The sequence below is a fragment of the Enteroscipio rubneri genome, from assembly GCF_002899715.1.
GTDB lineage: Bacteria > Actinomycetota > Coriobacteriia > Coriobacteriales > Eggerthellaceae > Enteroscipio > Enteroscipio rubneri.
Genome location: NZ_PPEK01000005.1, coordinates 135,776 through 149,257 on the forward strand (window position 1 = coordinate 135,776; position 13,482 = coordinate 149,257).

13 protein-coding genes are annotated in these 13,482 nt (G+C 65.1%); 12 read left to right on the forward strand and 1 reads right to left on the reverse strand.

The window, feature by feature from the left end; all coding sequences use genetic code 11:
• Positions 1 to 2 precede the first annotated feature (2 nt).
• From scpB to C2L71_RS06205, 12 genes are all read left to right on the forward strand, one after another.
• Positions 3 to 812, forward strand: a complete 810-nt coding sequence (gene scpB / locus C2L71_RS06150) for an SMC-Scp complex subunit ScpB (protein ID WP_103264907.1) — start codon at positions 3 to 5, stop codon at positions 810 to 812.
• The gene (locus C2L71_RS06155) at positions 805 to 1,653 is read left to right on the forward strand and encodes a pseudouridine synthase (RefSeq protein ID WP_103264908.1); all 849 of its coding nucleotides are present in this window, start codon (positions 805 to 807) and stop codon (positions 1,651 to 1,653) included. The genes scpB and C2L71_RS06155 overlap by 8 nt, the downstream gene beginning before the upstream one ends.
• 54 nt (positions 1,654 to 1,707) lie before the next feature.
• Positions 1,708 to 2,916 (forward strand): prephenate dehydrogenase/arogenate dehydrogenase family protein, encoded by a 1,209-nt coding sequence (locus C2L71_RS06160; protein WP_239926406.1) that lies wholly within the window; start codon positions 1,708 to 1,710, stop codon positions 2,914 to 2,916.
• Positions 2,906 to 4,234, forward strand: coding sequence for a 3-phosphoshikimate 1-carboxyvinyltransferase (gene aroA, locus C2L71_RS06165; RefSeq protein WP_103264909.1), 1,329 nt, complete (start codon positions 2,906 to 2,908; stop codon positions 4,232 to 4,234). Before C2L71_RS06160 ends, aroA begins: the two co-directional genes overlap by 11 nt.
• Positions 4,231 to 4,908, forward strand: coding sequence for a (d)CMP kinase (cmk, locus tag C2L71_RS06170; RefSeq protein WP_103264910.1), 678 nt, complete (start codon positions 4,231 to 4,233; stop codon positions 4,906 to 4,908). The genes aroA and cmk overlap by 4 nt, the downstream gene beginning before the upstream one ends.
• Positions 4,905 to 5,774: a lysophospholipid acyltransferase family protein gene (locus C2L71_RS06175; protein ID WP_103264911.1), complete on the forward strand. Its 870-nt coding sequence runs from the start codon at positions 4,905 to 4,907 to the stop codon at positions 5,772 to 5,774. Before cmk ends, C2L71_RS06175 begins: the two co-directional genes overlap by 4 nt.
• Complete coding sequence (ispH, locus tag C2L71_RS06180) at positions 5,771 to 6,607, forward strand: 4-hydroxy-3-methylbut-2-enyl diphosphate reductase (protein WP_103264912.1); 837 nt, start codon at positions 5,771 to 5,773, stop codon at positions 6,605 to 6,607. The genes C2L71_RS06175 and ispH overlap by 4 nt, the downstream gene beginning before the upstream one ends.
• A gap of 158 nt (positions 6,608 to 6,765) precedes the next feature.
• Positions 6,766 to 7,881: a murein hydrolase activator EnvC family protein gene (locus C2L71_RS06185; RefSeq protein WP_103264913.1), complete on the forward strand. Its 1,116-nt coding sequence runs from the start codon at positions 6,766 to 6,768 to the stop codon at positions 7,879 to 7,881.
• Between the two features lie 169 nt (positions 7,882 to 8,050).
• Positions 8,051 to 9,388: a DUF512 domain-containing protein gene (locus C2L71_RS06190; RefSeq protein WP_239926408.1), complete on the forward strand. Its 1,338-nt coding sequence runs from the start codon at positions 8,051 to 8,053 to the stop codon at positions 9,386 to 9,388.
• 41 nt (positions 9,389 to 9,429) lie between these two features.
• The gene (der, locus tag C2L71_RS06195) at positions 9,430 to 10,746 is read left to right on the forward strand and encodes a ribosome biogenesis GTPase Der (protein ID WP_103264915.1); all 1,317 of its coding nucleotides are present in this window, start codon (positions 9,430 to 9,432) and stop codon (positions 10,744 to 10,746) included.
• Between the two features lie 10 nt (positions 10,747 to 10,756).
• The gene (gene plsY / locus C2L71_RS06200) at positions 10,757 to 11,416 is read left to right on the forward strand and encodes a glycerol-3-phosphate 1-O-acyltransferase PlsY (protein WP_103264916.1); all 660 of its coding nucleotides are present in this window, start codon (positions 10,757 to 10,759) and stop codon (positions 11,414 to 11,416) included.
• 205 nt (positions 11,417 to 11,621) lie between these two features.
• Positions 11,622 to 12,623 (forward strand): NAD(P)H-dependent glycerol-3-phosphate dehydrogenase, encoded by a 1,002-nt coding sequence (locus tag C2L71_RS06205; RefSeq protein WP_103264917.1) that lies wholly within the window; start codon positions 11,622 to 11,624, stop codon positions 12,621 to 12,623.
• Positions 12,624 to 13,153: 530 nt separating this feature from the next.
• Here C2L71_RS06205 and C2L71_RS06210 read toward each other — a convergent pair.
• Positions 13,154 to 13,482: NAD(P)H-hydrate epimerase (locus tag C2L71_RS06210; RefSeq protein WP_275664965.1), on the reverse strand; the 329-nt coding region annotated here is incomplete at its 5' end.

Sequence of the window (13,482 nt, forward strand, 5' to 3'; positions counted from 1 at the left end):
CCATGTTCCAAGGCTTGCAGGAAAACCAGCTTAAAGGGGCCGTTGAGGCGCTGCTGTTCGTTACCGACGAACCGGTGGGAACCATCGCGCTCGCCGATATGCTGGAAGTGGAGCCGCTCGAGGCAGAGCGCGCACTCGTGGATTTGCGCGAGCAGCTGGCGGAGGAGAACCGCGGCATCCAGCTGCGCGAGGTGGCCGGCGGATGGCGCTTGTACACCCATCCGGTGTACCATGAGCTCATCGAGAAGTACGTGCTGTCATGGGATACGCGCAAGCTCTCGCAGGCGGCTATGGAGACGCTCGCCATCGTGGCATACATGCAACCGGTCACGCGAAGCGGCGTGGCTAGCGTGCGCGGCGTGAACTCGGACAGCTCCATCAACTCGCTCGTGGAAAAAGGACTCGTGCGCGAAGCGGGCGTTGCCGACTCTCCGGGCAATCCCACGCTCTACGCCACGACGCGTGCGTTTTTGGAAAAGTTCGGGCTGCGTTCGACTGTCGATCTGCCCGACCTCGACCAATTCGCGCCTGACGACGATACGCGCACCTTTATCCGAGAGCGTCTTTCTGCGACGCGCGAGGACGTGCGCATCGCCGAGGGCGCGCGCCTGGGCGGAGAGGGAGACGATCCTCTCGACGGCATGGAGTTCGAGCTTGATGATGAAGCCGCGGTCGTGAGCATGGAGACGCCGCGTGAGGAGGCCGCCGCCGATGCAGCTCAGCAGATGCTCGCTGAGGCCATTTCGAGCGGGTTCGGGCTTGTGGAGAAGATCGACTTCGAAGACCTGACGTTCGAGACGGACGATGAGTAACCCCGAGCCTCGCATCGTGCCCATGCGGCTGCAGAAGTTCCTCGCTCGGGCAGGGGTGGCGAGCCGGCGCGGGTCGGAGAACCTCATGACGGCCGAACGCGTCACGGTGAACGGGCGGGTGGTGACCGAGCTTGGAAGCAAGGTGGATCCGCTCGTGGACGAGGTGGCCGTAGATGGCAAAGTGGTGCGGCTTGCCGATGGGCCGGTCACGCTCATGCTGCACAAGCCGGCCGGCTTCGTGACCACGATGTCCGATCCGCAGGGGCGTCCTACCGTGGCCGAGCTCGTGCCGACGGAGGCTTGCCCGGGACTTTTTCCGGTGGGCCGGCTCGACGCCGATACGACGGGGCTTCTGCTGTTTTCCACCGACGGAGAGCTGGGAAACGGGCTTTTGCACCCCAAACGCCACGTAGTGAAGCGCTACCTTGCTTGCGTGGAAGGTCGTCCCACGGAGCGCGAACTCGAAGCGCTGCGCCATGGCATCGAACTCGACGATGGACTCGCTCTGCCGGCCGACGCGCGCCTGCTCGAAGGCGGCGCGGCGATGCGCGCAGGCCGCGTGCTCGACGTGCCGCCCGCAGTGCCGCCGCGCTCCTCCCGCGAGTACGCGGATGCGTGCCGGGGGCGCGCGGCAAAGCGCTCGTTTGTGCGCATTTGCCTGCGCGAGGGGAGGAAGCGCCAGGTCAAGCGTATGCTTGGAGCCATCGGGCACCCAGTGGTGGCGCTGCATCGCGACTCGTTCGGGCCGCTCGAGCTGGGGGAGCTTCCTCGGGGCTCCTGGCGCGAGCTCTCGGCCGACGAAGTGGCAGCGCTGCATGCGGCGGCCGAGAGCCGCGATTAATGCTAGAATGATGCCGGATACGTCCGTTCCGGACGCATTCCATAAACGAAACGCATGATCATACGAGAGGGAGAGGTGCCGTACCGCATGGCGTACAAGCAATCAGCGCAGACGGATCGGACGGGTTTCGAGCGCATTGCCGTCGTCGGTTTCGGCCTCGTCGGCGCATCGTTCGCTGCTGCGGTCCGCTCCGTGCATCCGGGCACGAAGATGCTCGCCGTCGACGTCGACGCGCGCACGCTGCAGGAGGCCGTCCAGCGCGGCTGGGCGACGGAGGGCGCGCTGCCCGATGACCCAGTGTTCGAGCGATTCGTGCGCGAAGGCTGCGACCTCGTTGTGCTTGCGGCGCCCGTGGATGCGGTGGAGGGACATCTGAAGCGTCTTGCCGCCTGGGATTTCTGCGGGATCGTCACCGATACGGCATCCACGAAGGCTCGCATTTCCGAGGCAGCTGCAAGGATCCTGCCGCATCCTGAGCACTTTGTGCCCGGCCACCCCATGGCCGGCTCGGAGAAGAACGGTATCGACGGAGCGCGCCCCGATCTGTTCAAAGGCGCGCATTGGATCCTCTGCCCGGATGCGAACACGCCCGCCGAGCATTTTCCGCGCCTGCACGAGCTTGTCACCTCGCTCGGCGCACGCGTCATCGCGCTTCCGCGCGAGGACCACGATGCGGCCGTCGCCGTCGTGAGCCACGTGCCTCACATCATGGCTTCATCGCTCATGCATCTGGCGAGCCGGCATGCCGACGACCAGCAGGCGCTCATGCGCCTGGCCGCCGGCGGCTTCAAGGATTCCACGCGCATCGCGGCCGGCTCTCCCGAGTTGTGGTGCGGCATCGCGTTTGACAATCGCGAGGCTCTGGGAGAAGGGCTGGCTGAGATGCAGGGTATCATCGGCTCGTTCGCAGATGCGCTTGCATCTGACGACCGCGCAGCGCTCACGGCACTCCTGGCCGAAGCCGCCGAGGCCCGCCGGGCGCTGCCTGCGGCGTGGGTGCCCTCCACGGAGCGCCTCTTGGAAGTGCGCATTCCCATGGAGGACCGTCCCGGCGTGGTGGCCGAGGTCACTACCGTCACGAGCTCGGCGGGCTGCAATATCCAATCCATCGAGATCGACCACGTCACCGAGGACAGCGCCGTGCTCAGCCTCGTGCTCACCGATGAGGGCGACGTCGGGCGGCTGTCCGCGCAGCTCATCAATGCAGGTTTCTCAGTTTCGTTCAGCCCGTTGACGGCAAAGGAGCATACTCATGTCGCATGAAGCCATCCATACCGTCGTGAACCCCCTGCCGGCGCCTTTGCACGGTTCTGCTTCGGTGCCCGGCGACAAGTCTATATCGCATCGCGCCGTGCTGTTCGCGGCTATGGCCGAGGGCACCTCGCGGCTTTCGGGCGTGCTCGACTCCGAGGACGTGCGCTCCTCCATCAGGGCCGTGAGCCAGCTCGGTGCCGAAGTGTCGCTTGAGAAGCAACCCGACGGGAGCCTCGCCGGCGGCATCACCGGCTGGGGCTCGCGCGGCCCGAAGCAGCCCGACGGCGCAATCGACTGCGGCAACTCCGGAACCACCGCGCGTCTGCTTATGGGCGTGCTCGCGCCTTGGGACGTGCAGGCGGAGCTTGCGGGCGACGAGTCTCTCACGCGTCGTCCCATGCGCCGCATCACCGCTCCGCTTATGAAGATGGGTGCGCGCTTCTTGCCCGAGGGGCGGGAGACGCTGCCGCTGACGATATGCGGCTCGCCGCGTCTGCGCGCCATCACCTACGACGCACCCATGGCTTCGGCCCAGCTCAAAACTGCTGTGCTTCTGGCCGGCGTCTACGCTGACGGTACGACGACCTTGAACGAGCCTGCTCCCTCCCGCAACCATACCGAGCTCATGCTGCCCGAGTTCGGCGTGACCACCACAGCAGCCGAACGCACGGCCAGCGTGACGGGCCCCGCTCGCCTTACGGCCTGCGAGGTGCGCGTGCCGGGCGATCCGTCCTCAGCTGCCTTCCTCGTGTGCGCCGCCGTGCTCAAGCCCGATAGCTCCATCCAGGTGGAGAACGTGAGCTTGAACACCGCGCGTATCGGTTTCACGCGCACACTCGAGCGCATGGGCGCCGAAGTGAGCGTGCGGCACATGGGCGCAGAGGGAAAGGAGCCTTTCGGTCTCATCTCGGCGTGTTACACCTCGAATTTGCATGGCTGCGAAGTGCCTGCCGAGAAGATAGCCGCCATCGTCGACGAAGTGCCCGTACTCGCGCTCGTCGCTGCTCATGCACGAGGGGTAACGGTGTTTCGCGAGGTAGGTGAGCTGCGCGTCAAGGAGACTGATCGCCTGGCCGCCATCGTGGAAGGCCTTGAGGTGCTCGGCGTGGACGCGTGGATCGACGGAAACGATCTGTACGTTGAGGGCCAGCCCGGCCTGCATACGCCCGAAGGGGCTCTGTTCGACTCGAAAATGGATCACCGCCTGGCTATGACATGGGCGCTTGCGGGGCTTTGCGGCACCGCGCCCGTGCAGGTGGCCCACTTCGATTCCGTGAAGATCAGCTACCCCCGGTTTCTCTCCGATATCGAAAGGTTGGCACGATGATCATCGCCATCGACGGCCCAAGCGGGGCCGGCAAATCCACGGTTGCGAAAGCTGTGGCCCGCGAACTGGGCTTCTCGTGTTTGGACACGGGCGCCATGTACCGCGCCGTGGCGTGGCGTGCTCTTGAGGACGGCGTCGCGCTCGATGACGCAGAGACGCTCGGGCGCATCGCGCGCGATTGTGAGATCGCGTTTTTGCACGAATCGAACGACCCAATGCCCAAGGGTGTCACCATCGGAGGCGTCGATGTGAGCTCGGCCATCCGCACGTCTGAGATAGATCGCGCGGTGAGCCCCGTGTCGGCCGTCCCTGCCGTGCGCGCAGCGCTCGTGAAGCAGCAGCAGCGCATCGGGCGCTCGGGCGACTACGTGGTGGAGGGCCGCGACATCGGCACAGTGGTGTTTCCCGAGGCCCCGGTCAAAGTGTTCCTCACCGCGTCGGCCGAGGAGCGCGCGCATCGCCGCGTGCGCCAGAACGTCGACCGGGGCGTGGGCTCCATCGACTACGACGAAGTGCTCGCCGACATCCGCCGTCGCGACGATCATGACTCCTCGCGCGCGGCCTCGCCCCTCAAGCCCGCCGAAGACGCCGTGCGTCTCGACTCCACAGGCCGCTTCATCGAGGATGTGATCGAGGACATCGTGGGGCTTGCACGCGAGAAGGACGCCCGATGAGCCTGCTTGTTCCCTACGAGAAGATGTGGGACATGCCGTTCGGCGGTTCGTCCGACGAGAAGCAGGCGCCCCACTGGTCGGGCAACCTCATCTGGGGCTTTCTTGCCTTCGTGTTCAAGATCTGCTTCCGCTACAAGGTGGAGCACCGCGAGCGCATCCGCGCGTTTTCGGGCAAGAGCGGTCTCGTGGTGGTGGCGAATCACACCTCGTTTTTGGATGTGGCGTTCATGTACCTGGTCACGCGGCCTGGGCAATGGATCCGCTTCATGGGGCGCGAGAGCCTGTTCGGTAACGCGAACGGCCTGGTGGGCCAGATCCTCTCGCGCGTGGGGGCGTTCCCCATCAAGCGCGACTCCGCCGACCGCACCGCCATTAAACGCGCAACGCGCATGTTGAAGAACGGTGAGATCGTGGGGATACTTCCCGAAGGCACGCGCCGCGGCAAGGGAACGAAGACGCCCGAGATCCATTCCGGCGCGGCGTTCATCGCGAAGATGGGGCACGTGCCCATCCTTCCCATGACCGTGCGCAATGCCGAGAATGTGAAGCGCAAGGGCGAGCGGCTGCATTTCCCCAAGATATCCATCGAGTACGGCAACCCGATCCTCGTGGAGGACTTCGACTTTCTCCCGAAGGAGGACCGTCTGGACGGCTGCACGTGGTACGCCATGCGCGAGTGCTTCGCGTTGTCGCTGCGCGTGCCGCGCGGGCAGGTGGACATGCCGGCGCTGTTCCCGGGCGGCAAGGACTTCACGGCATCGTTTGCCGAGCATCCGATCCCCGAACGCACCTCCGAGGAGGTCATGGCGCAGATCGAAGCGAAGAAAGCCGCGAAAGCGAAGGCGGCGAAAGAGACGGCCGCATGAAGGTGATCTTGGCGGAGCATGCGGGAGCCTGTTACGGTGTGCAGCGCGCGCTCGATATGGCCGTCGAGGCCTCTGCGGAAGGGGAGGGCGCATCTACGCTCGGGCCGCTCATCCACAACCCGCAGGTGGTGGCCGACCTTGCCGAGCGCGGCGTCCGCGCGGTGTCGGGACCGGAGGATGTGGAACGCGGCTCGGTGATCATCCGCAGCCATGGCGTCACGCCGGCTGTGCGCCGTATGGTGGAAGAGCGGGGATTGCCGCTCATAGATGCCACCTGTCCGCACGTCGCCCGCGCTCAGAAGGCCGCCGCTGCGCTCGCTCGCCGTTGCGGACGCGTGGTGGTGGTGGGCGAGGAGGGCCATCCGGAGGTTGAAGGCCTCGTCGCGCATGCGCGCGAAGCAGGCGGCGAGGTAGCCGTGGTGGCCGGTCCTGCCGATCTGCCTGATGGGCTTGAGGCGCCGGTGGGCATCGTCGTGCAGACGACGCAGACCCGCGAGGCGCTCGACGCCGTGGTGGCCGCTCTCGTCGCGCGCGGCATCGAACCTGAGGTGAAGAACACCATCTGTTTCGCCACGCGCCAACGCCAGGAATCGGCTGCGGCGCTGGCCGATGCCGTGGACGCCATCGTGGTCATCGGCGGGCGCAACTCGTCGAACACGACGCGCCTCGCCGATATCTGCGCTGCCGCCTGCCCGCGCACGCACCACATCGAGGCCCCCGAGGAAATTGAGCCCGCCTGGTTCGTGGACTGCGGAAGCGTGGGCGTGACTGCTGGCGCGAGCACGCCCGAGGACCAGATCGCCGCCGTGGTCGCTCGCCTTGCGATGCTGTGAGCACCGCGCAAGCGGGACGCATGCGCATCACCGAGCCGAGGAGTGCGCAAGGGGTCCCGCGAAGAAAGTCGTCGGATCCGCGTCGGGACGCATCTTCTCGGCGCTTTCTGCTATCATGCCATGAACGGTTCGCAACCGAATCGAAAGAATAGGTGCATATGCAGAACTCGAACACAAAACGCACGCTCTTCTCATCCCTCCTCCTCGCGCTCTGTGCGCTTGTCGCGGCAGCGGCGCTCGCCGGGCTGCCCCTGTCGCCCGCGTACGCGGTGACGTCGACCGAGAAGCAAGCCGAAGCCGATCTTCTCTTCGAGAAGATCGATGCCCTGCAGACCGATCTCAATGCGGCGAATGAGAGCTATGCCGGCGCGCTCGAGCGGCACGATGCGGCCGTGGCGGCTATGGATGAGGCGCAGAAGCGCATCGATGAAGCCGAGGCGCGCATCGATGAGCTGCAGGTTCGTTTGGGCGACAGGGCCGTGAGCCTGTACAAGACCGGGGGGTCGTCGTCCTTGCTCGACGTGGTGCTGGGATCGACGACGTTCGAGGAGTTCCTGACCGCGTGGGATATGCTCGAGCGCATCGCCGATCAGGATGCTGCGCTCGTGCAGGAGACGAAGGATGTCCGCGCCGAAGCTCAGGCGGCTCACGACGAGTACGCTGCGCAAGGGCAGGCGGCGACCGACGAAATGCAGAAAGCATCCGCTCTGATGGACGAGATCGAGGCCACGCAGGAATCTCTCCGTGCAGAGGCCGACAAGATTACGGTCGAGGTGGCCGAGCTGCAGGCTCAAGAGGAACTCGAAGCCGAGGCGGCGCGCCAAGCGGCTGCTGCGGCCGAAGCGACGAAGAAGGGCTCGTCGCAGGGGAGTTCCGTCGTGTCCGGATCGGGTATCTTTACGCACCCGTGTCCTTCTGGCAGCCTGACGAGCCCTTTCGGGTATCGCGAGTTCACCGGATCGTTCCATAAGGGCGTCGACTTCGGCGCAGCCGAGGGTACGCCCTACTACGCGGCCGACAGCGGTACGGTGATCTATGCCACCTATGACGGCGGTTACAACGGGGGTGCAGGCAACTGGATCGTGATCGCGCACGGCAACGGCCTCGTGACCAAGTACATGCACTCGTCGGCCGTATTCGTCTCGGTGGGGCAACATGTTGAACGGGGCGAGCATATCGGTGCCGTCGGCAACACCGGTCACTCGTTCGGCGCGCATCTGCATTTCCAGGTCGAGGTCAACGGCGCCGCTGTCGATCCGATGCGCTACCTGTAGCGACGGCTATGGGAGGGGGCGACGTAAGGTGACGCCATGCTTTGACGGGCGGCCGAGCACGTCATCCTATCCGCCTGCCGACGTCCTGCGGGCCGCCGGCGAAGATGCCGGTGGCGGCGCTTTGCCGGCACCGGAAGACTTGCACGCCGAAGGATCGCCGCGAGCGCTCGTGTCTTCAGTCGCGCCCGGCAGCCCCGCCGACGATGCGGGCTTCGAACCGGGTTGCTTTCTGACTGCGGTTGACGGTCGGCCTTTGCGCGATCTCATCGATTGGCGCTGGTTGTCCTCGGACGATACGATCGCGGTGGGCTACATCGACCTCGATGGCGACGTCGGCGTGGTGGAACTGGATCGCGACGAGGGCGAGGAGTGGGGCTTCGGGTTCGAGGGCGTCGTATTCGACGGCGTGAAGCAATGCCGCAATGCCTGCACGTTCTGCTTCATGCGGCAACTGCCGCCCGGCATGCGCCCCTCACTCTCTCTGCGCGACGACGACTTCCGCTTGAGCTTCCTGTCCGGCACATTTGTTACGTTCACGAACCTCTCGCCCGACGACGAGGCGCGCATCGTCGAGCAGCATATCTCGCCCTTGCGGGTTTCCCTGCATGCGGCCGACACCGACGTGCGGCGCCGGATCATCGGCAGGCACGCCGCAGACGGCCTTCAGGCCCTCGATCGCCTGCTCTCCGCAGGCATCGAGTTCCACGCGCAGATCGTGCTCATGCCCGGCGAGAACGACGGCGGAGTGTTGGCCGATACGCTCGAATGGGCCTACGCGCGTCCCGGCATCCTCGACGTTTGCATCGTGCCCCTTGGGTTCACGAGGCACCAAGGACGCTTCGACCGCAGCTTCAACGACCCTGCCGCCGCACGCGCCGTACTCAACCTCGTGGAGCCCTTCCAACGACGCGCATGCGAGGAGCGCGGAACGGCATGGGCGTTCACGGCCGACGAGTTCTACCGCAACGCCTTCGGTCCGCGCCTGTTGGACGATCTTCCTCCAACGGAGCACTATGGGGACTTTGCCATGTTCGAGGACGGCGTGGGCATCGTCCGTTCGTTTGCTGACGATTGGGAAGACGCGCAGCGATCCGGGCTTGTCGCGCGCTGTGCCGAAGCGATACTGCTCGCGGACGCGCGCGTGCATTTCATCTACGGCTTGGCGATGCAGGACGTCATCGCACCGCTCGTGGCTGCGAGCCCGCTCGAGGGTCTGTTCGATCCGCTCTTCGTGGAGAATGCCTTCTTCGGCGGCAACGTGGACGTGACCGGGCTCCTCTGCGGCTGTGACATCGTGGCGGCGGTGAAGAAGCAGGCCGGCGCTGGCGAGATCGGCCGGCGCGCTCCGATCTTCCTTCTGCCGTGCGTCGTTTTCAACGACGACGGCGTGACGCTGGATGACATGAGTTTGAAGGATATGGAAATGGCCGCGGGCGTGCCGCTGGCCGTGGTATCCTGTAATCCATCGGATTTCCTGGAGGAGATCATCGATCTGGCCGCGCAGTGACGTCGGCCCGCAACATCGACCGCTTTTGTGAGGATACCCATATGCCCCTGCCAATTGTTGCGGTGGTAGGACGGCCGAATGTCGGCAAGTCCACCTTCGTGAACCGCATAGCCCAGGCCGACGAGGCCATCGTCCATGAGATGCGCGGCGTCACGCGCGACCGTTCGTATCACGAGGCCGACTGGAACGGCGTCGATTTCAAGCTCATCGATACCGGCGGCATCGAGATGGGTGACGATGACGCGTTTCAGGGTTCCATCCGGGTTCAGGCGCTCGCCGGAGCAGACGAGTCCGATGTCGTCGTGTTTCTCGTAGATGGCAAGACGGGCATCAACGCTGACGACGAGGTCGTCGCGCGCATCCTGCGCCGCACGGCGAAGCCGGTATTCCTCGTCGTGAACAAGATGGACACGCCGAACCGTCTTGACGAGATGTACGAGTTCTACCAGCTGGGACTGGGTGATCCGTGGCCTGTGTCGGCCATGCATGGCCATGGCACGGGGGATCTGCTGGATGCGATCGTGGAGAAGCTGCGCTGCATCGAGCTGCCTCAGGATGTTGATGACGATCCGGGCATCAATGTTGCCATCATCGGTCGGCCGAACGCGGGCAAGTCGTCGCTCACGAACCGGCTCACGGCTGGCGAGCGCTCCATCGTGTCGGATGTGGCCGGCACCACGCGCGACGCCATCGACACCGTGATCGAGCACGACGGCCGTCGCTACACCATCGTCGATACGGCGGGCTTGCGCCGCAAGGCCCAGATCGACCAGGACGTGGAATACTATGGGTTCGTTCGCGCCATGCGCGCCATCGATCGCGCCGACGTGGCGCTGCTCGTCATCGATTCGACACTCGGGCTGACAGACCAGGACCAGCGCGTAGCGGGATTCGCCGCCGAGCGCGGCTGCGCCATGGTCATCGTCCTGAACAAGTGGGACCTCGTCGAAGGTCCCGAGGCCAAGGCCGAAATACGCGAGCGCATCGCCGATCGCATGACTTTCGTGGGCTACGCGCCTGTCCTCGCCGTATCCGCGCTCACCGGCAAGAAAGTCGATCGCATCTGGGAGGCCATCGATGAAGCGTACGGAAACTTCAGCCAGACCATTCCCACGAATAAGCTCAACACCTGGCTTGCGGCCATCCGTGAGACGGGCCACACGGTGACGCAGGGCAAGGCGATCCTGCGCGTGAAATACGTCACCCAGACGGCTTCGTGCCCGCCCCAGTTCACGTTCTTCGCCAACCGTCCCGATCTCGTGAACGACAACTACGAACGGTTCCTCGAGAACCGCCTGCGCGAGAGCTTCGATCTCGTGGGAACGCCGATCAGGTTCAAGTTCAAGAAAAAGGATTAAGGGGGAGCGCATGCAAGACGCGCTAGGTGCGGCCGGACTGTTTGTCGCGGCTTTCCTGTTGGGGTCGATTCCTTTCGGGCTCATCATCTCGAAAGTGTTCTACCATACCGATCTGCGCGAGCACGGCAGCGGCAACATCGGCACGACGAACGCCATCCGCACGATGGGCAAGGTGGGCGGCTACGCCGTGTTTGTACTCGATTTTGGAAAAGGCTTGCTGTCGGGCCTGCTTGCCTGGTGGTTCAGCTGGAACATTCTCCCAAGCGGGGGGCTGGCGCCCGGGGTGCTCGTCTCGTACGACACGATGCTCGCCGTAGCGTTCCTCGGCTGCGTATGGGGGCATGTCTTCAGCCCCTGGCTCAAGTTCAAGGGCGGCAAGGGCATCGCGGTGGCCGTGGGGTGCCTGTTCGTGACGTTCGGCTGGGTCGGTGCGTGTTTGGAGCTGCTCATCTTCATCGTGCTTGTCGTCGCCACCAAGCGCGTGTCCATCGGGTCGATCGCTGCCGCGGCGGCGTGCCCGTTCTTCGCGCTGTACTTCTTCTGGGGCGATTGGGCGGCGGTGGCGTTTTGCGCCGTCGCGGGCCTGACCGTGGTGTGGGCGCATCGGGAGAATATCAAGCGCTTGCGCGCCGGCACGGAAAGCCGCATAGGCGACAGGAAGAGAGCTTGAGAAAGCGCATAGCGCCGATTGCATCGGCGTGGAGCACCAAGACGGTCAAGGCGGCCGTGAACGCCGGGCGAAGCGCGCTTCTGCTTGCGAATGAGGGCTTTGAGCGGCACGATCGACGGTATCGGCGCTTCGAGGCGCCAGTCGTTTCGTTTCCCTGGGGGATGCGCTCTCCGGATGACGCGGCACAACGGTGGAAGGGACTATCATGAAGATCGCGGTTATCGGGGCGGGTTCGTGGGGCACGGCGCTCGCGCAGCTGCTCGCGGGCAACGGCTGCAACGTGGGGCTGTGGGCCCGTAAACCCGAGGTGGTGCGGTCTGTCAACGGCAGCCACGTGAACCCGCGCTACCTGAGCGACGTCGAGCTTTCCGAGAACATCGTGGCCACGACTTCGTACAAAGACGCGCTCTTGCGCGCGAAAGCGGCCGTCATCGTCACGCCGTCAAACCTCATGCGCGGTGTGGCCTGCGCGTTGGCTGACGTCGTAGACGCCGATTTCCCGATCATCATATGCTCGAAGGGCGTAGAGGAGGGAAGCGGTCTTCTGCCGGTCGAAGTGTTCGAGGCCGAGATGGGCAACGCGAGCCGTCTGGCCGTGCTCTCGGGCCCGAACTTCGCTGCAGAGGTGATCCGCGGCATCCCGACGGGCACCGTCATTGCCAGCTCGGACGAAGGCACCGCAGCGTTTTTCCAAGAGCTGTTCGCCGCCGAGACCTTCCGCACCTATGTGAGCGACGATGTGTGCGGCGTGGAGCTGTGCGCTGCGTTCAAGAACGTGATCGCCATCGCTGTGGGCGTGTCTTATGGCCTCGGCTACGGCGACAACACGGCCGCCATGCTCATGACGCGCGGCCTGGCCGAGATGAGCCGCCTCGTCGTGCGTTGCGGCGGACAGGCGATCACCTGCATGGGGCTGGCCGGCACGGGCGACCTCGTGGCTACGTGCACATCCGAGCATTCGCGCAACCGTCGTTTCGGCAGACTCTTGGCCGAAGGCGGCACGCTCGACGGGTTCATCGCCGAGACGCACATGGTGGCCGAAGGCGCGCTCGCGTGCAAGACGCTCAAAACGCTGGCCGACCGCTACGACGTGGAGCTGCCCATAACCGATGTCGTGCGCGCTATCGTCTGGGAGGGCGCCGACCCGCACGATGTGGCAAAGACCCTGACGAGCCGTCCTCTCACTACCGAATTCTACGGCTTGTAGGAGGCTTTGCGCACCCGGCCAGCCGTTCGGATGCCGGGGAGGGGCGACGCTGGACCGCATAGCCCACGCCGATCCGAAGGCCCCTTTCGGGGGGGGGCTTGCCGTACTCGCGCACGGTGCGATCGGGTGCGGCGGCGCGCAGGTTTCGTCCGGTTGTCGGATCGACCACCGCGCGTTGACCGTCGAGCCGATCGCATCGCGCAACGCATTCTCGTATCGTAGAGTACTCCTTGTCGAAACGAACGCATCCCCATCGCAGCGCGGCTGTTGGGATGCAGATGTCGAAAGGAGATCGCGATGCTGGACCCGATGCGCTTATCCGCAATAAGCGATAGGGAAGTGCGTCCTGCGTCCTGCGCCGCGAACGAACACTGATACAACCTATACAGGGCCTGTCGTCTCGTCTCTCGTGTGAACCCCCCCCTCTCTCTCAAACCTCCGACGGGCCCAAGAGCATGCGCACCTTCCCCCTTCTCCTCTGTGCGTACTGCAAGCCCTCCTTCGGACCCCCCATCCGAAGGAGGGCGTTTTTATACCTGCGTTCGAAACAGCTCATCCCCGGAGTCGGTTGCGCGCAACCGCTCGAGGCAGATGTGCGCATCGACGAGCTTCTCCAGTCTCACCAAGCCGGTCCAGCGCGCAGCCGAGGGCAAGACGAGCCCGGGCTTGAACGCGATCATCGTCACCGTGATGTCGGCGGCGAAGGTGGGGCGGGCGGCGGTGCCCGATTGAGCCGAAAGGCCGCTCGGCGTATCGACGGCGACCGCGAAAGGGGCGTCTTTGGCGCGGGCCGGGAGCGCGCGCCGCGTGCCGAGTTCGTGCTCGCCACGCTCGTGCCGCCTGCGGCGGTGGCGTCCAC

What these genes read in the sequence shown, in the direction of transcription:
- scpB (WP_103264907.1), top strand. Translation starts at nt 3, where the DNA reads ATGTTCCAAGGCTTGCAGGAAAACCAGCTTAAAGGGGCCGTTGAGGCG.
- C2L71_RS06155 (WP_103264908.1), top strand. Translation starts at nt 805, where the DNA reads ATGAGTAACCCCGAGCCTCGCATCGTGCCCATGCGGCTGCAGAAGTTC.
- C2L71_RS06160 (WP_239926406.1), top strand. Translation starts at nt 1,708, where the DNA reads ATGATCATACGAGAGGGAGAGGTGCCGTACCGCATGGCGTACAAGCAA.
- aroA (WP_103264909.1), top strand. Translation starts at nt 2,906, where the DNA reads ATGTCGCATGAAGCCATCCATACCGTCGTGAACCCCCTGCCGGCGCCT.
- cmk (WP_103264910.1), top strand. Translation starts at nt 4,231, where the DNA reads ATGATCATCGCCATCGACGGCCCAAGCGGGGCCGGCAAATCCACGGTT.
- C2L71_RS06175 (WP_103264911.1), top strand. Translation starts at nt 4,905, where the DNA reads ATGAGCCTGCTTGTTCCCTACGAGAAGATGTGGGACATGCCGTTCGGC.
- ispH (WP_103264912.1), top strand. Translation starts at nt 5,771, where the DNA reads ATGAAGGTGATCTTGGCGGAGCATGCGGGAGCCTGTTACGGTGTGCAG.
- C2L71_RS06185 (WP_103264913.1), top strand. Translation starts at nt 6,766, where the DNA reads ATGCAGAACTCGAACACAAAACGCACGCTCTTCTCATCCCTCCTCCTC.
- der (WP_103264915.1), top strand. Translation starts at nt 9,430, where the DNA reads ATGCCCCTGCCAATTGTTGCGGTGGTAGGACGGCCGAATGTCGGCAAG.
- plsY (WP_103264916.1), top strand. Translation starts at nt 10,757, where the DNA reads ATGCAAGACGCGCTAGGTGCGGCCGGACTGTTTGTCGCGGCTTTCCTG.
- C2L71_RS06205 (WP_103264917.1), top strand. Translation starts at nt 11,622, where the DNA reads ATGAAGATCGCGGTTATCGGGGCGGGTTCGTGGGGCACGGCGCTCGCG.